Genomic DNA, 12,531 nt, shown 5'->3' with positions numbered 1-12,531 from the left:
CGGCCCCCGCGCCCCGGGTCGCCGGGCGCCGAGCACCCCGGTCCGCACTAGATTGACCTGCATGGCAACCTCCTCGCCGCTCCCCAACTCCCGCACCGAGGACGACGGTTCCGTGATCCTCCGCGTGCTCAGCTACAACATCCGCTCGATGCGCGACGACACCGCCGCGCTCGCCCGCGTCGTCGCCGCCTGCGACCCCGACCTGGTCCTGATCCAGGAGGCCCCCCGCTTCTTCCGCTGGCGCAAGAAGCTGGCCCGGCTCGCCGCCGCCTCCGGCCGGATGGTCCTGGCGGGCGGGGCCACCGCCGCGGGCCCGGCGCTGCTGTGTTCACCGCGGGCCACCGTGGAGCGCACCGAGGACGTGCTGCTGCCGCTCACCCCCGGACTGCACCGGCGTGGCTTCTCGACCGCGGTGGTCCGCTTCGCCGGCACCCGCCTCGGGGTGCTCAGCTGCCACCTCTCGCTCCAGGAGGACGAGCGCCACACACAGGGCGGCATGCTCCTGGACCGGCTCGCCGGCCTGGGGACGGAGCATGTGATCGCGGGCGGCGACCTCAACGAGCGCCCCGGCGGCCGCACCTTCCGGCTCCTGGCCGACGGGCTCCAGGACTGCTGGGCCACCGCGCCCTGGGGCGGCGAGTACACCTCGACACCCGCCGACCCCCACCAGCGCATCGACGCGATCTTCGCGACCAAGGGGATCGAGGTGCTCGGCTGCGGTGTCCCGCACGGGCAGCCGGGGGTGACGGAGGCAGACCTGAGGGCGGCCACGGACCATCTTCCGGTCCTGGCCGCCCTCAGGGTCCCGGCCGCGTGAGCGGCGCCGGAGTCCCGGCCGCGTGAGCGGGGTCAGACCACCGCGCCCCGGCCGGGGTCGTCGTCGTCCTCCTCGTCCGTGCGCATCCGCATCACCAGCGTCGCGAAACCGCCCAGGAAGCCGCCGATGCCGAGCGTGGTCAGCCACCAGGTCATGTCCCAGCCGAGCAGCACCGCCAGCAGAAGCAGCACCGGACCGCCCAGCACGCCCAGCCACGCGAACTTCGCCGTGGCGTCGGCGGTGGGCAGCGGTGGCGGCTCCGGCGGTACGAAGTGGCCCTCGTCGTCTGCGGTGAAGTCGTCCTCGGACGGCTCCGGCGTCGTGTAGTCCCGGGGCCCGCCGCCCACGCCGGGCGCGAAGGTCACCGAGCTGCCGAGCGGCTCCGGCGTCTCCTTCTCGGGCTCCGGCTCCCGGCCGGCCGGCTCGCCGCCGCCGTCGTTCGTCTCGGGCTCCAGCAGCGCCAGGTCCTCGACCGACTTGAAGGGCTTGGCGCCGGGCGGGTCCGGCGGCTCCTCCCCGAAGCCGGCGACGATCGCCGCCCAGGCGGCGTCCTCGTCGAAGGGAACGTGCTGCTCAGCGGGCTCGCGCGGGTCCCCGGCGCGGCCCTCCCGATCCTCCCGCTCCTCGCGGTCCTCGCGGTCGGAGTCGTGCTCAGCCACCTGCGGCCGTCCCTTCCTTGCCGACACTGGGTGCGAGCCGGCCGATGAACGCGAGGCTCTCCTCGAAGATCCGGTCCGCGTCGTTGTCCAACGTCGCGACGTGGTGGCTCTGTTCCAGCAGGACCTCGCGCACGTCCGTGCAGGACACCCGGCTCAGGATCCGTGCCGAGTCCGCCGGCGGCACCACATGGTCCTGAGGGCTGCGCAGCAGCAGCAGCGGCTGCGTGACCTGCGGGAGCTCGCCGTCGACGACCCTGAAGAAGGTCCGCAGGGAGTGCGCGGCGTGCAGCGGGACGCGGTCGTAGCCGACCTCCACGCCGCCGGGCCGGGCGATGTCGCTGGTGATCCCCTTCGTCGACCGCACGAGATGGCGGGCCACGGGCAGGGCGTACGCCGACAGTCCGTGCACCTTGTTCGCCGGGTTGACGACCACGACACCGCTGACCGCGACCCCGTGCCGGGCCGCGAGCCGCAGCGCGAGGGCGCCGCCCATCGACAGGCCGAACACGAACACCTGTGCGCACCGGCGGCCGAGCGCGCGCAGCTCGCGGTCCACCTCGGCGTACCAGTCCTGCCAGCCCGTGAGCTCCATGTCCTCCCATCGCGTGCCGTGCCCGGGCAGCAGCGGCAGGGAGACGGACACACCGCGCTCGGCGAGGTACTCCGCCCAGGGGCGCAGTGACTGGGGGGAACCGGTGAAGCCGTGGCAGAGCAGGACGCCGACTTCTCCACCGTCGTGGCGGTACGGCTCGGCTCCAGGAAGGACCGGCACCTTCGGTCTCCTGTTCATGTGAGAGGGGCGTGAGAAGAGTTCAGGTTGCTTCACCGTACGCGACGGCACCGACACCGACCAGGGCCGTCGGAGTCCCAGGGCGGGCAGGCCCCCGCCGTGCGGCCGGGTTAAGGTCTCATCGACAGACACAGGAGGCACTCGGTTGTTGTACGGCGCGATGAAGGTTTCCATCGGGGGACCGCTGAAGCTCGTCTTCCGGCCCTGGGTGGAGGGCCTGGAGAACGTCCCCGCCGAGGGCCCCGCCATCCTGGCGAGCAACCACCTGTCGTTCTCCGACTCGTTCTTCCTGCCCGCGGTGCTCGACCGCAAGGTCACCTTCATCGCGAAGGCCGAGTACTTCACCACCCCCGGGGTCAAGGGGCGCCTGACGGCCGCGTTCTTCAAGGGCGTGGGCCAGCTCCCGGTGGACCGCTCCGGAGGCCGGGGCGCTGGGGAGGCGGCGATCAGGAGCGGGATAGAGGTCATCGAGCAGGGGGAGCTGTTCGGCATCTACCCGGAGGGCACCCGCTCGCCCGACGGCCGCCTCTACCGCGGCAAGCCCGGCGGGCTCGCGCGGGTGGCCCTGGCCACCGGAGCGCCCGTCATCCCGGTCGCGATGATCGACACGGAGAAGATCCAGCCGCCGGGCAAGGTCCTGCCGAAGCTGATGCGGCCCGGGATCCGCATCGGCAAGCCGCTGGACTTCAGCCGCTACCAGGGCATGGAACAGGACCGGTTCGTGCTCCGGGCGGTGACCGACGAGGTCATGTACGAAATCATGAAGCTCTCCGGCCAGGAGTACGTGGACATGTACGCGACCGCCGCCAAGCGGCAGATCGCGGACGCGGCCAAGGCTGAGAAGGAGGCGGCCAAGGCCGCCAGGGCGGCGCTCGCGCAGGCCGAGAAGGACCAGGCGCAGAAGGAAAAGGACCAGGCCGACCAGGAGTGACGGCCGAACCGGGGGTGGGGGGACATGGCCGCGCGCGAGAGGGTCATGAGGATGTCGGTCGAGCAGCCGCTGTGGCGTGCTCTCGCCGGCTACCGCGTACTGACCATGCTGTACGCGATCGGGGTGTTCGCCACCTCCTACGAGGAGTTCGCCCGGCCCTGGGTCGCCGTCGGCTACTTCACCGTCCTGTTCGTGTGGACCCTGGCCACCCTGCCCCTGGTATCCGGCGCCGCGCGGTGCACCAAGCGCTTTCTCACCGCTGACCTCACCGTCGCCCTGACCGGCATCCTGCTCACCCTGGTCGCGGACACCCCGGAGCGGATCGCCGACGGCCGCCCGACCCTGCCGACGATATGGACCGCCGGCTCGGTGCTGGCCTTCGCGATCAAGGGCGGCTGGCGCTGGGCGGCCGTCGCCTCCAGCCTGGTGGCCGCCGCCAACCTGGTGCAGCGCGGCAGCCCGGCCCGCGACACCGTGCACAACGTGCTCCTCGTCTGGGTCGCCTCCATCGCCATCGGCTACGTCGTGGAGGTCGCCCGCGCCTCCGAGCGCACCCTCGCGCGGGCCCTGGAGATCGAGGCCGCCACCCGGGAGCGGGAGCGGCTCGCCCGGGACATCCACGACGGCGTGCTCCAGGTGCTGGCGATGGTGCAGCGGCGCGGCGCGGTCATCGGCGGCGAGGCGGCCGAACTCGGACGCCTCGCCGGCGAGCAGGAGGTCGCCCTGCGCACCCTTGTCTCCGGTGGCCTGCTGCCCGTCTCCCGGGTGTCGGAGGACGCCGCCGAGGGGGCGGTCGTACGCGCCGTGGAGGAACCCGACGACGACGGCCCCGTCGATCTGCGCACGCTGCTCGCCCCGTTCGCCGCCGCCCGGGTCAGCCTCGCCGAGCCCGGCGCGCCGGTCCGGCTGCCCTCGCCTGCCGCGCGGGAGCTGGCCGCCGCCGTGTCGGCGGCCCTGGACAACGTCCGGGAGCACGCCGGCGCGGACGCGCGGGCCTTCATCCTGGTCGAGGACGAACCCGACGCGGTGATCGTGACGGTGCGCGACGACGGCCCCGGCATCCCCGAGGGCCGCCTCGCGCAGGCCGAGGGCGAGGGCCGGCTCGGGGTGGCGCTGTCCATCCGGGGCCGGCTGCGCGACCTGGGCGGCACGGCCGAGCTGATCTCGACGCCCGGACAGGGCACGGAAGTAGAGCTGAAGGTACCGAAGCAGATGGCACGGGGGTGGCGATGAGCGCACAGCAGGGCCCGATCAAGGTGATGGTGGTCGACGACCACCCCATGTGGCGCGACGCCGTCGCCCGTGACCTCGCCGAGGCCGGCTTCGAGGTGGTCGCCACCGCCGGCGACGGCGAGCAGGCGGTGCGCCGTGCCAAGGCGGCGGCGCCCGACGTCCTCGTCCTGGACCTCAACCTGCCCGCCAAGCCCGGCGTCCAGGTCTGCAAGGAACTCGTCGCGCACAACGCGGCGCTGCGCGTGCTGGTGCTGTCGGCGAGCGGGGAGCACGCCGACGTGCTGGAGGCCGTGAAGTCCGGCGCGACCGGCTATCTGCTGAAGTCGGCGTCCACCGAGGAACTGCTGGACGCGGTGTGCCGTACGGCCGTCGGGGACCCGGTCTTCACGCCGGGCCTGGCCGGCCTGGTGCTCGGCGAGTACCGGCGCCTCGCCTCCGACCCGGCGCCGGGCGCCGCGCCGGGCGCCGACGAGCCCAAGGCCCCCCGGCTGACCGACCGCGAGACCGAGGTGCTGCGGCTGGTCGCCAAGGGCCTCAGTTACAAGCAGATCGCCGAACGGCTGGTCATCTCCCACCGCACCGTCCAGAACCACGTCCAGAACACCCTGGGCAAGCTCCAGTTGCACAACCGGGTGGAACTGGTCAGGTACGCGATAGAGCGCGGCCTCGACGAGGAGTGAGGCGGGGCCGCCCCGGCCCGCGCCAACCTGACGCCGACTCACCGGAATTGCCCTTACGGGCCATGCCGTAGTGACCTGAGTCACCATTAGCGTGCTCGTACGGCACACGGCAACCGCGGCGAAGGGACATTTCCATGCGGGTCGGAGTACTGACCGGAGGCGGCGACTGCCCCGGGCTCAACGCCGTCATCCGGGGCGTCGTCCGCAAGGGCGTGCAGGAGTACGGCTACGACTTCGTCGGTTTCCGGGACGGCTGGCGCGGTCCGCTCGAAGGCGACCTCATGCGCCTGGACATCCCGGCCGTGCGGGGCATCCTGCCCCGTGGCGGCACCATCCTCGGCTCCTCGCGCACCAACCCGTTCCAGCACGAGAACGGCGTCGCCCGGATCAAGGAGAACCTCGCCAAGCAGGAGGTCGACGCGCTCATCGTGATCGGCGGCGAGGACACCCTGGGCGTCGCCGCGCGCTTGTCCGACGACTACGGCGTGCCCTGCGTCGGCGTCCCGAAGACGATAGACAACGACCTGTCCGCCACCGACTACACCTTCGGCTTCGACACCGCCGTCGGCATCGCGACCGAGGCGATCGACCGCCTGCACACCACCGCCGAGTCCCATATGCGCGTCCTGGTGGTCGAGGTGATGGGTCGGCACACCGGCTGGATCGCCATCCACTCGGGCCTGGCCGGCGGCGCCAACGTCATCCTCATCCCCGAGCAGCGCTTCGACGTCGACCAGGTGTGCGCCTGGGTGACGTCACGGTTCAAGGCGTCCTACGCGCCGATCGTCGTCGTCGCCGAGGGGGCCATGCCCAAGGACGGCGACATGGTGCTCAAGGACACCTCTCTCGACTCCTTCGGGCACGTGCGGCTGTCCGGGGTCGGCGAGTGGCTGGCCAAGGAGATCGAGCGGCGCACCGGCAAGGAGGCCCGCACGACGGTCCTCGGGCACGTCCAGCGCGGCGGCACGCCCAGCGCCTTCGACCGCTGGCTCGCCACCCGCTTCGGCCTGCACGCCATCGACTGCGTCCGCGAGGGGGACTTCGGCTCGATGGTCGCCCTGCGCGGCACCGACATCGTCCGGGTCCCGATCGCCGACGCCACGGCCCGCCTGAAGACGGTCGACCTGACGCTGTACGAGGAGGTCGGGGTCTTCTTCGGCTGACCGGCGTCGTACGGGTATGGGTCTATATTCGGCCCATACCCGTACAGAACGGAGACCCCGTGGAGATCCTGGCCTTCGGCGTGCAGGCCGACGAGAAGCCGCTGATCGAGCGGGCGTTCCGGGGCCACCACGACATCCACTGCCTGGGCGTCTTCCTCACCGAGGACACGGCGCCCATCGCCGCCGGCCACGAGATCGTCTCCACCAGTGTCAACGCCGACCTCGGCGCGCCCGTCCTGTCCGCCCTCGCGGCCGGCGGGACCCGGATGGTCGCCCAGCGCTCGACGGGCTTCAACAACATCGACCTCGACGTCGCCGAGCGGCTCGGCATCACCGTGGCCCGGGTGTCGTACTACTCCCCTTACGCGGTCGCCGAGTTCGCCTGGACCCTCGCCCTGGCCGTCAACCGGCGCGTCGTGCGGGCCTCCACCCGCACCCGCGACTTCGACTTCCGCCTCGACGGACTGATGGGCCGCGACATGTACGGCCGCACCGCCGGCGTCATCGGCACCGGCAAGATCGGCGAGGCCTTCGCCCGGATCGCGCACGGCTTCGGCATGCGGCTGCTCGGCTGGGACATCGCCGAGAACCCCGAGTGCAGGCGGCTCGGCATGGCCTACGTCCCCAAGGAGCGACTGCTCGCCGAGTCCGACCTGGTCACCCTGCACGTCCCGCTGATGTCCGAGACCCGGCACCTGATCGACGCGGACGCCCTGAAGGCGATGCGGGACGACGCCATCCTGGTCAACTCCAGTCGCGGCGGCCTCGTCGACACCGCGGCACTCGTCCACGAACTGCGCGCGGGCCGCTTCACGGGAGTCGGTCTCGACGTGTACGAGGCGGAGGCGGGGCTGTTCTTCCTCGACAACTCCCTGCAGGCCGTGGCGGACGACACCCTCGCCCGCCTCGTCACCTTCCCCAACGTCCTCGTCACGTCCCACCAGGCCTACTACACCGAGGACGCCGTCGGCCAGATCGTCGACGCCACGGTGCGCAACGTCCTCGACTACCTCGCCGGCCGCCGCTCGGAGAACGTCCTGGTGCCGCGCAGCTGACCGATCAGCTCGCGCAGGATGCCGGCGCCGTCCAGCGTCAGCACCGACTCCGGGTGGAACTGCACCCCGGCGAACCCGGGCCCGCGCAGCGCGTGCACCTCCCCGGAGCCGGCGCGGGCGACCTCGATGCCGTGCGCGGCCAGCTCCGCCGTCGCGGCGTCGTCGCAGTGCGCCACGAAGCTGTTGTAGAAGCCGACGGTCTCGGCCCTGCCGAACAGGTCGACCGTCGTCTGCGCCCCCTGGTAGGGCACCTCCTTGCGCACGATGTCCAGCCCCAGCTCCGCCGCGATCAGCTCGTGCCCGAGGCATACGCCGAGCACCCCCTGCCGACGGTCGCGCAGCACCTCGGCGGTCAGCTCCCGCAGCAGGCGCATCTTCGGATCGCCCAGGTCGGACGGGTCGCCGGGGCCGGGCCCGATGACGAGGGGCCCGTCGTGCGCGCGTACGGCCGCGCGCAGTCCGGGCTCGTCGTAGCGGCGGACGGTGACGGTCAGCCCCGAGGAGCGCAGCACGTGCGCGAGCATCACCGTGAAGGTGTCCTCCCCGTCCACGACCAGGGCGTGCCCGGTGAGGTCCGCGGTCGGCTCCTGCATCCGCAGCCAGAACGGCGCGAGGGACGCCCGGCGCCCGTCCAGCGCCGCCCGCACCCGGGGATCGTCGGCCAGCACCGGCCGCGCGGCCCGCGCCCGCGGTCGCCCGGCGCGCACGCCCAGCGCCGCCAGCACCCCCGCCGCCTTGGCGTGCGTCTCCGCGACCTCACTGGCCGGGTCCGAGCCGCGCACGAGCGTGGCGCCCACCGGCACCCGCAGCCGTCCGGCCGCGTCGATGTCGGCGGTGCGGATGAGGATGGGGGAGTCGAGGGTCTGCGCCCCGCCGGAGTCCCGGCCGAGGAGCGCCAGGGCCCCGCCGTAGTAGCCGCGCCCGCCGACCTCGTGCCGTTCGACGACCCGGCAGGCGTTCTGCACCGGCGAGCCGGTGACGGTCGCCGCGAACATGGTCTCCTTGAGCACCTCCCGCACGTCCAGGGAGGACCGGCCGCGCAGCTCGTACTCGGTGTGCGCGAGGTGCGCCATCTCCTTCAGCCGCGGCCCGACCACCACGCCGCCCATGTCGCCGACCGTGCACATCATCTTGAGCTCCTCGTCGACGACCATCGACAGCTCCTCGATCTCCTTGCCGTCGGCGAGGAAGGCGAGCAGGTGCTCCGGGGTGGGGCCCTCGGCGGGATAGCGGTACGTCCCGCTGATCGGGTTCATGACGACGGTGCCGCCGGACATCCGCACGTGCACCTCGGGGCTGGCCCCGACGAGGGTCCGCTCCCCGGTGTGCACCAGGAACGTCCAGTACGCGCCCCGCTCCCCGACCAGCAGCCGCCGGAACAGCGCCAGCGCGTCGGCCCGGCCGAACCCCGGGATCCGCCCCTCGTACGTCCGCCGGATGACGAAGTTGGCGCCCTCGCCCCGCCCGATCTCCTCCCGCAGCACCCGCCCGACGATCCCGGCGTACTCCTCGTCCTCGACGTCGAAGCCGCCGCCCTCGACGCGCACCTCGTGCGCCGGCAGCTGCTTGAGCGCCTCGGCGAGCGGGATGCCGTACGTCTCCTCGGGGGTGAGCGCCAGCAGGGGAGTGCCGTCGTCGCGGACGTCGAATCCGCGCTCGCGGATCTGCCGGTGCGGGACGAGCGCGAGGCTCTCCCCGGGGAGGTCGGCGAGGCGGTCGTGGGCGGTCACCGGTCCGAGCAGCAGTTCCACGGTGTCGTGGTGGTGGCCCGGGGTGCGGCGGCGGAGCAGGGCGAAGGGGCGGTCGCCGTGCGCGAGCTGTGCCAGGTCCATGGTTCCTCTTCCGTCGATGTGATCGGTTCGAGGAACGGGCTCCGCACACGCAGAAGGCCGCCCCTCGGGCGGCCTTCGCGAAGTCTTGCGTACGCGCAGTCAGTGGGCCGCCGAGGAAGCGGTCCACCACCAGTTCTGGATCGAGTGCGCGTGCATGTGCCGCACCTTACCCCATGTCCACGGAGCGTCACCCGTGTCTCATTTCCTGGGCGACGGGCAGAACGGCCGCACGGCACCCCGTAGTGTTGAGGTCGTGACCGTGAACGCTAAGACCAGCGCGAGCGCTGGCAACACCTGGCGAGACCTGCCCGCGGCGCAGCAGCCCGAGTACCCCGACACCGAGGCTCTGCGCGCAGTGATCGCGGACCTCGAGTCGTATCCGCCGCTCGTCTTCGCGGGCGAGTGCGACCAGCTGCGCGCCCGGATGGCGGCCGTCGCCAAGGGAGAGGCGTTCCTCCTCCAGGGTGGCGACTGCGCCGAGGCCTTCGACGCGGTGTCCGCTGACCAGATCCGCAGCAAGCTCAAGACGCTGCTCCAGATGGGCGCCGTGCTGACGTACGCCGCCTCCGTGCCGGTGGTGAAGGTGGGCCGGATCGCCGGCCAGTACTCCAAGCCGCGCTCCAAGCCGACCGAGACCCGCGACGGCGTGACGCTGCCGACCTACCGGGGCGACTCCGTCAACGGCTTCGACTTCACCGAGACGGCGCGCGTCCCGGACCCCGAGCGGCTGAAGCGGATGTACCACGCGTCCGCCTCCACGCTGAACCTGGTGCGCGCCTTCACCACCGGCGGCTACGCCGACCTGCGCCAGGTGCACGCCTGGAACCAGGACTTCGTGAAGTCGTCCCCGTCCGGCCAGCGCTACGAGCAGCTCGCCCGCGAGATCGACAACGCGCTCAGCTTCATGCACGCCTGCGGGGCCGACCCGGAGGAGTTCAAGACCGTCGAGTTCTTCTCCTCGCACGAGGCGCTGCTGCTCGACTACGAGTCCGCGCTCACCCGCGTCGACTCGCGCACCGGGCAGCTGTACGACGTCTCCGGCCACATGGTGTGGATCGGTGAGCGCACCCGGCAGCTGGACCACGCGCACATCGAGTTCGCCTCGAAGATCCGCAACCCGATCGGCATCAAGCTCGGCCCGACGACCACTCCGGAGGAGGCGCTGCGGTACATCGAGCGTCTCGACCCCGAGGGGGAGCCCGGGCGGCTGACCTTCATCGTCCGGATGGGTGCCGACAAGATCCGCGAGCGGCTGCCCGAGCTGGTCGAGAAGGTGACGGCGTCCGGCGCGGTGGTGGCGTGGGTGACCGACCCGATGCACGGCAACACCTTCGAGGCGGCCTCCGGCCACAAGACCCGCCGCTTCGACGACGTGCTCGACGAGGTCAAGGGCTTCTTCGAGGTGCACAAGGGGCTCGGGACGCACCCGGGCGGCATCCATGTCGAGCTCACCGGTGACGACGTCACCGAGTGTGTGGGCGGCGGCGACGAGATCTTCGTCGACGATCTGCACCAGCGCTACGAGACGGCCTGCGACCCGCGGCTGAACCGCAGCCAGTCGCTCGACCTGGCGTTCCTGGTCGCGGAGATGTACCGGGACCAGTAGGACCCGGCGGCCGGAACCGGCTGCCGTCGGCGCACGCGATGGGGCGCGGATCACAAATGATCCGCGCCCCTCCACTTTTGCCGCCCGGGTGTGCCAGGTAAGGTTAGGTTAGCCTCACCGATTCACGGGGAGAGCGCCACGAACCGACCCGGCGGGAGGTGAACCGCGTGTACGTCTGCAGTTGCTTCGGTGTCACCGAGCAGCAGGTCAAGAAGCACGCGGAGGACGGTGCCTGCACCCCTCGCCAGATCGCCTCGGCCTGCAAGGCGGGCACGGACTGCGGCGGCTGCGTACGCCGGATCCAGGCGCTCCTCGGTCGCGGCAGCTGCCCGCGCCGGGAGCTGGCCGAGCAGGGCAGGTCGCCCCTGACCGACGTGGCGCAGGTGACCGCCGAGGCCGCCTGAGCCCCGGCGCTAGTGGGTGGAGAAGCCGCCCGTGCCCGGTCCGGAGGCGTCCGGCTGGCTCTGCTCGATCAGGGTCGACAGATAGAGCGACTCACCCAGCTTGTCGATCAGTTCGAGCTGCGTGTCCAGGTAGTCGATGTGGTGCTCCTCGTCGGCGAGGATCGCCTCGAAGATGTTGGCCGAGGTCGCGTCGCCCTTGGCGCGCATGACCTCCACACCCCGCCGCAGCCGGTCGATGGCCTCGACCTCGATCTGCCGGTCCGCCTGGAACATCTCGGTCACCGTCTGGCCGACGCTGACGTGGAACAGCCGCTGGTAGTTGGGCAGCCCGTCCAGCAGCAGGATGCGGTCGGTGAGCACCTCCGCGTGCCGCATCTCGTCGAAGGACTCGTCCCGGGTGTACTTGGCGAGCTTCGTCCACCCCTTGTGGTCCTGCAGCTTGGAGTGCAGGAAGTACTGGTTGATCGCGGTCAGCTCGGCGGTCAGCTGCTCGTTGAGCAGTTCGAGCACCTCGGGGTCGCCCTGCATGAAGGGGCTCCTTCCACGTCGGGAGGTCGAAACTGGAGGTTGCGCCGCATGATTGCACCGGGTGTCGAAGATCGTCCAGTAAGTGCGTACTTAGTAAGTAAGTGCATGCTTGGTCCTGCTTGACCGGATTGTTCGAGTCATCCGATTCGGTACGAGGCTGGTCCTGTGTACCGTCCACCGTCTGTCAGGATGGAGTCATGGGTCACCCGAAGGAGCGCGAATCGGCAGCAACGGCATCGTTCGAGCTCCCGCCGGGGCAGCGAGTGCAGCGCGGATGGCCGGTCACGCACTACGGCCCGGTGCCCAAGTTCCGGCCCGAGCGCTGGGAGTTCAGGGTCTTCGGCGCCACCGCCGACGGGGACAAGCGCTGCTGGACCCACGAGGAGTTCACGGCTCTGCCGTACACCTCCGTGACGGCCGACCTGCACTGCGTCACCAAGTTCAGCATGCTCGGCGCGGAGTGGGGCGGGATCCCCGCCCGGACCGTCGTGGACCTCGCGCCGCCCGCCTCGAACGTCACCCATGTGATGGTGTGGGCGGAGTACGGCTTCAGCTCCAATCTGCGGCTCGCGGACTTCACCTCGGAGCGCGCGATCTTCGCGACCCACAAGGACGGCGAGCTGCTCACCGCCGAGCACGGCTTCCCGCTCCGCCTGATCGTGCCGCACCTGTACGCCTGGAAAGGCCCCAAGTGGGTGCGCGGCGTGGAGTACATGACCGCCGACCGCCGCGGCTTCTGGGAGGAGCGCGGCTACCACAACATCGGCGACCCCTGGCAGGAGCAGCGCTACTCCTACCAGGAGGAGCCCGGGGAGGGCCCTGAGCTCTGACGG

General features: G+C 71.5%; 14 protein-coding genes. 9 read left to right on the top strand and 5 right to left on the bottom strand.

Translation table 11 applies throughout. The annotated features are described in order from the left end of the window. The first annotated feature begins 61 nt into the window (after positions 1-61). Complete coding sequence (locus ACIP2X_RS24375) at positions 62-817, top strand: endonuclease/exonuclease/phosphatase family protein (protein ID WP_401676463.1); 756 nt, start codon at positions 62-64, stop codon at positions 815-817. A gap of 32 nt (positions 818-849) precedes the next feature. Here ACIP2X_RS24375 and ACIP2X_RS24370 read toward each other — a convergent pair whose 3' ends face one another. Then, positions 850-1,476 (bottom strand): hypothetical protein, encoded by a 627-nt coding sequence (locus tag ACIP2X_RS24370; protein ID WP_401676462.1) that lies wholly within the window; start codon positions 1,474-1,476, stop codon positions 850-852. Continuing rightward, a complete protein-coding gene (locus ACIP2X_RS24365) occupies positions 1,469-2,248 on the bottom strand; it encodes an alpha/beta hydrolase (RefSeq protein WP_401676461.1) in 780 nt (259 codons plus the stop codon). The genes ACIP2X_RS24370 and ACIP2X_RS24365 overlap by 8 nt, the downstream gene beginning before the upstream one ends. 178 nt (positions 2,249-2,426) lie before the next feature. Here ACIP2X_RS24365 and ACIP2X_RS24360 point away from each other — a divergent pair, with 178 nt between their 5' ends. The 5 genes from ACIP2X_RS24360 (at position 2,427) to ACIP2X_RS24340 (ending at position 7,328) form a co-directional block, all read left to right on the top strand. Next, a complete protein-coding gene (locus ACIP2X_RS24360) occupies positions 2,427-3,197 on the top strand; it encodes a lysophospholipid acyltransferase family protein (RefSeq protein WP_401676460.1) in 771 nt (256 codons plus the stop codon). Positions 3,198-3,221: 24 nt separating this feature from the next. Next, positions 3,222-4,430 (top strand): MacS family sensor histidine kinase, encoded by a 1,209-nt coding sequence (macS, locus tag ACIP2X_RS24355; RefSeq protein ID WP_401676459.1) that lies wholly within the window; start codon positions 3,222-3,224, stop codon positions 4,428-4,430. Then, positions 4,427-5,110, top strand: a complete 684-nt coding sequence (locus ACIP2X_RS24350; RefSeq protein WP_401676458.1) for a response regulator — start codon at positions 4,427-4,429, stop codon at positions 5,108-5,110. Before macS ends, ACIP2X_RS24350 begins: the two co-directional genes overlap by 4 nt. A gap of 134 nt (positions 5,111-5,244) precedes the next feature. Beyond that, positions 5,245-6,273, top strand: coding sequence for a 6-phosphofructokinase (locus ACIP2X_RS24345; protein WP_401676457.1), 1,029 nt, complete (start codon positions 5,245-5,247; stop codon positions 6,271-6,273). A 59-nt stretch (positions 6,274-6,332) separates the two neighbouring features. Beyond that, positions 6,333-7,328 (top strand): 2-hydroxyacid dehydrogenase, encoded by a 996-nt coding sequence (locus tag ACIP2X_RS24340; RefSeq protein ID WP_401676456.1) that lies wholly within the window; start codon positions 6,333-6,335, stop codon positions 7,326-7,328. Here the strand turns inward: ACIP2X_RS24340 and ACIP2X_RS24335 are convergent. Together ACIP2X_RS24335 and ACIP2X_RS24330 are read right to left on the bottom strand one after the other, a co-directional pair. Continuing rightward, a complete protein-coding gene (locus ACIP2X_RS24335; protein ID WP_401676455.1) occupies positions 7,280-9,160 on the bottom strand; it encodes an anthranilate synthase family protein in 1,881 nt (626 codons plus the stop codon). The two genes, ACIP2X_RS24340 and ACIP2X_RS24335, sit on opposite strands and share 49 nt — an antisense overlap. Positions 9,161-9,259: 99 nt before the next feature. Beyond that, on the bottom strand, positions 9,260-9,316 hold the full coding sequence (locus ACIP2X_RS24330; RefSeq protein ID WP_401676569.1) for a trp operon leader peptide: 57 nt from the start codon (positions 9,314-9,316) through the stop codon (positions 9,260-9,262). A 97-nt stretch (positions 9,317-9,413) separates the two neighbouring features. On the opposite strand from ACIP2X_RS24330, the gene ACIP2X_RS24325 reads away from it, so the two are divergent. After that, complete coding sequence (locus ACIP2X_RS24325) at positions 9,414-10,766, top strand: class II 3-deoxy-7-phosphoheptulonate synthase (protein WP_401676454.1); 1,353 nt, start codon at positions 9,414-9,416, stop codon at positions 10,764-10,766. A gap of 158 nt (positions 10,767-10,924) precedes the next feature. Further along, a complete protein-coding gene (locus ACIP2X_RS24320) occupies positions 10,925-11,170 on the top strand; it encodes a bacterioferritin-associated ferredoxin (protein ID WP_401676453.1) in 246 nt (81 codons plus the stop codon). Between the two features lie 9 nt (positions 11,171-11,179). Here the strand turns inward: ACIP2X_RS24320 and bfr are convergent, their stop codons facing one another. Further along, positions 11,180-11,698: a bacterioferritin gene (gene bfr / locus ACIP2X_RS24315; protein ID WP_385388627.1), complete on the bottom strand. Its 519-nt coding sequence runs from the start codon at positions 11,696-11,698 to the stop codon at positions 11,180-11,182. Between the two features lie 197 nt (positions 11,699-11,895). Here bfr and ACIP2X_RS24310 point away from each other — a divergent pair, with 197 nt between their 5' ends. Then, positions 11,896-12,528, top strand: a complete 633-nt coding sequence (locus ACIP2X_RS24310) for a sulfite oxidase-like oxidoreductase (RefSeq protein ID WP_401676452.1) — start codon at positions 11,896-11,898, stop codon at positions 12,526-12,528. Positions 12,529-12,531 lie beyond the last annotated feature (3 nt).

The sequence above is a fragment of the Streptomyces sp. NPDC089424 genome (assembly GCF_044749345.1).
Classification (GTDB): domain Bacteria; phylum Actinomycetota; class Actinomycetes; order Streptomycetales; family Streptomycetaceae; genus Streptomyces.
Note: the sequence above shows the minus strand (reverse complement) of the source record. Positions and strands in the feature narration are given on the sequence as shown.